Annotated in this window: 4 protein-coding genes; all 4 read right to left on the bottom strand. The window is 31.1% G+C overall.

Going from position 1 to position 3,451, the window contains the following annotated elements; genetic code table 11:
- Window positions 1-131: 131 nt before the first annotated feature.
- The gene (locus CKF58_RS07325) at window positions 132-530 is read right to left on the bottom strand and encodes a DUF805 domain-containing protein (protein WP_119532477.1); all 399 of its coding nucleotides are present in this window, start codon (window positions 528-530) and stop codon (window positions 132-134) included.
- Between the two features lie 9 nt (window positions 531-539).
- Complete coding sequence (locus tag CKF58_RS07320) at window positions 540-1,088, bottom strand: DUF805 domain-containing protein (RefSeq protein WP_119532475.1); 549 nt, start codon at window positions 1,086-1,088, stop codon at window positions 540-542.
- A 331-nt stretch (window positions 1,089-1,419) separates the two neighbouring features.
- The gene (locus tag CKF58_RS07315; protein ID WP_119532473.1) at window positions 1,420-1,848 is read right to left on the bottom strand and encodes a DUF805 domain-containing protein; all 429 of its coding nucleotides are present in this window, start codon (window positions 1,846-1,848) and stop codon (window positions 1,420-1,422) included.
- A gap of 598 nt (window positions 1,849-2,446) precedes the next feature.
- Window positions 2,447-2,569, bottom strand: coding sequence for a hypothetical protein (locus tag CKF58_RS08655; protein WP_281270696.1), 123 nt, complete (start codon window positions 2,567-2,569; stop codon window positions 2,447-2,449).
- Window positions 2,570-3,451 lie beyond the last annotated feature (882 nt).

The raw sequence follows: 3,451 nt of genomic DNA, 5'->3' as shown, positions 1-3,451 counted from the left end.
CACCAGAGGATTAGATATGACCTATTATAATCAAAATTAATTTAAAAATTAAAATTGATATAAGACAAATATAACATTTAAAATGATATAAATATTATAAACGAAAATGAAATGGAAATCTAAATTTAGATTTAATCCTCTGGATAAAGTGGTGAATGGCGATAGCGATTGGCTTCATATTTAGTCGGCATTAAGCCAAAAATAAAAGCTAAAGGTGCAAATGCCATAATCACTAAAATTACCCATGCTGTAATCCCTATATCATGTAAACGACGCATGATTGTGGCTAAAGTAGCAAAGAAAATAATAGTACTTAAGCCCACAAAAAAGCCATTTAAGTAGGCAGCATAGGTTAGTCCAAAGTGACTAATAATTAAGCTAAAAGCAAAATAGCAAATAGCTAGTAATAAAAAAGAAGCGAGTAAAAAGTACCAATATTCACGACGACGTTCTGCTCCAGTATAGTTAAATAAATTAACTAAATGGATGTAGAAGTTGAATATAAATGATGGTTGATCAGAGGTGGACATAAGCTCCTCCTATTGATCTTTAGAACGATGATCTCCTTTTTCAATAGATAAAGGTTCGTCATCTGCTGACGCATTATTGCTTTTATTAGCATTAGCGTCGGTGCGGAAAGTAAATTCTGGATTAAAGTAATCGTCGTAGTTAACAATAGTAATTTCGTCTTCTAGGAAGAAAGCCTTAGTACGATACGGATTATGGTGCATGTTTGAAGGAATAAAACCAAGCACTAACCATAAAGGTAAAAATAAGGCAATAATCGAATAGTAAGGTGAAATGCCAATGTCACGACAACGACGAGCACAAGTGCTAATAATCGCTAGATTGAAAGCGATAATTAATACAACGTAAACTACACCAAGAACTTCTAAAACGGTAGTATTTTGCGAGTCGGCAAATATTGACATACTGAGCAATACGACAAAAGTACATAGAAAGTACCAAAGAATAAAAAGCCATAATTCACGACGACGTTGGAAACTAGTATAGTTAAATATACCAGCAAAGCTACGGAAGAAAACGTCGTTAATATTTGCGCGTTTGTAATTATCAGGTGTTTGCATAAAGATAATAAGAGTTAATAGAGTGTTTTGACTCTATTATTGTATCAAAAATACCGAGTTTTTATAAACTGTTGTGTTAGTTGTGTGGTACTGCTCTTGTATGATAACCGCTCGGGTATAGGTAAAGTATAGGATAGACTAAGATCTAAAGAAAGAGATACACCACATACACTACACTTGAAAAAAACAAATAACTAAAAAACAAGGCACTGAAAGCGAACAACTAACTAAAAGCGAACAACTAAAAATGCACCTTACAGTATAAGGTGCATAGTACAAAGAGTTTAAAGAACTAATTAATTATCTTACATAGTAAGAAGTTGGGAATAATTTATCTTACATAGTAAGAAGTTGGGAATAATTTATCTTTAAGGTATGGGTTATTTTCAAATTTAGTTGGCGCAAATAGTAAATATAACCCAAAAATAACGTTTACTAATGGGATAAAGAATAATAGCCAGAATGCACCATGTAAACCTAGATCATGGCAGCGACGGATTGTATGCGGAATACTTAAGAAAATATTAAATCCAGCAAGAATTAAATTAGCAAAGGCGAGAATAGCTGACGGAGCATCAGGAGTTCCTGTTATAAGTGCAGCGATTAAAGCTACAATACAAAGAGCTATAATTATTAAAAAGCTAAGAATGATCATCCAGAGAGTAAATAAGAAGTATTCACGGCGACGAATACAACCTTGGACATTATTTTTATTTGCCCAACAAACTTTGAGTACCTCTGTAAATGGAACTGTTGTCATAGATTTACCTCAAAAGTGATTAAAAAAAAGAGTATTAACTGTTTTTAGTCTTATTCTAATATTTTATCTTTACAAGAAAAATAGAGGCAAGATTGACGGAAAATAATAAGAACTAAATTTAATTTGAGGGACAACAAGTCGCAAATGATGAGTTTGCTTGGTGGTTGTTTTGATTATTTTTGGTATGGAACTAACATTTAGTTAATTTATGTTAAACCTATGAAAACTCAAGCAATTTTTACTGGTTTTGTATGCCTTTTGTAGGGGTGGTAAACCACAACAAACCAAGTAAGCAACTTGCAAATGTAACAAAAAAGCTAGCAAAAAGTAACTTAATAAGTAAGCAAAAATAAGCAAGAATAAGCAAGAATTCAAAGTATATATAAGCATAAAAGTAAGCCCTCAAGCTAGTAGTAGGAAAGAGCATAAGTTTTATTGGCTGACTATAGTTGCAACACTATAATTAATTGCACAATTACATATAGCTGCATACTAATGGTTGTAATAACCATAAAACTTAGCTCTTTATTTGCTACTTAGCTTGAGGGCTTTATTAATCTAGATTTAAGAACGCTATAGCGTAATTTTAAAGGTGGGCTTATTTATTGCAGCCACATGTACAGCCTGGAGCTTTTGACTCTTTAGTGCAAGTACAATCCGGACCACATTCATGTAAATAATGACCACAACCACATGGACAAAGTTCTTTTTTCTCAGTCATTTTGACCTCCATTAGGAATACATTAAAATTACGTACTGCTAGCTTTATAGTTTTTAAACCATTTTACTTATAAGCGACCATAACTTGCGCTTACAAGATAAGGGAGTAATAACGAATAAAGCTAAACAGAAGATAAAGCAGCCTGTAATAATTCATCCATAAGTTATCGATAAAATGAATTAATAAGCTATCGATAAATTTTTAATAAAATTATTAATCCTGTATAAAACTTAATCTTAGCCGCAGCTAGAAAGGCTTAATTATTTTCAGGGATTATTTGCTTTTTCTTTAAAATTAATTATAGAACAAAGAAAAACCACTTGCAGTAAAATCTTGCTAAGAAATTTTTATCTTTCGTCGACTTTGTAAAGTAATTTTTTGATAAACAATAGTTTATTTTGCAGTATGCAAAGCGAAATATTTTATAGTTGGAAAATTGTACGAAATATTTCTATGCATTATTGATAGGAATTTCCTATCAAAGTTAACAACAAAATCAAAATTTTCTCTAGATCTAAATTTGTGTTGCTTACTGATAGGTTTTACCTATTGTTAGCCATAGTTAATGTTATTGAGCTAGGAAATTCTCTTAAGTTTTAGCAATCCTGCATCAATATCCCAATTAACTAAATTTAGAATGAAATAGCCTAAAGACAATATCTCATGCTTATTTATGTACACTAAAATTATGAGAATAGACATCTATTCACGAGGGGTTTTTAAATTTTTGGCAGCAAAAATCTTACCTTAAATTAATCTAAGGTTATGATTAATAGTGATAAAATGCTGCTAAAAAAGTTATTTTGCTTAGTTTTTAATAATAGTTGGTAAAGAACAACTTCTTATTAAGTGTAAGTTTTTACTTACTAAACGCGGTATAAT

It is taken from the genome of Psittacicella hinzii (assembly GCF_003585935.1).
In the GTDB taxonomy this organism is placed as follows: domain Bacteria; phylum Pseudomonadota; class Gammaproteobacteria; order Enterobacterales; family Psittacicellaceae; genus Psittacicella; species Psittacicella hinzii.
This window is presented reverse-complemented; position numbering and strand designations above follow the sequence as displayed.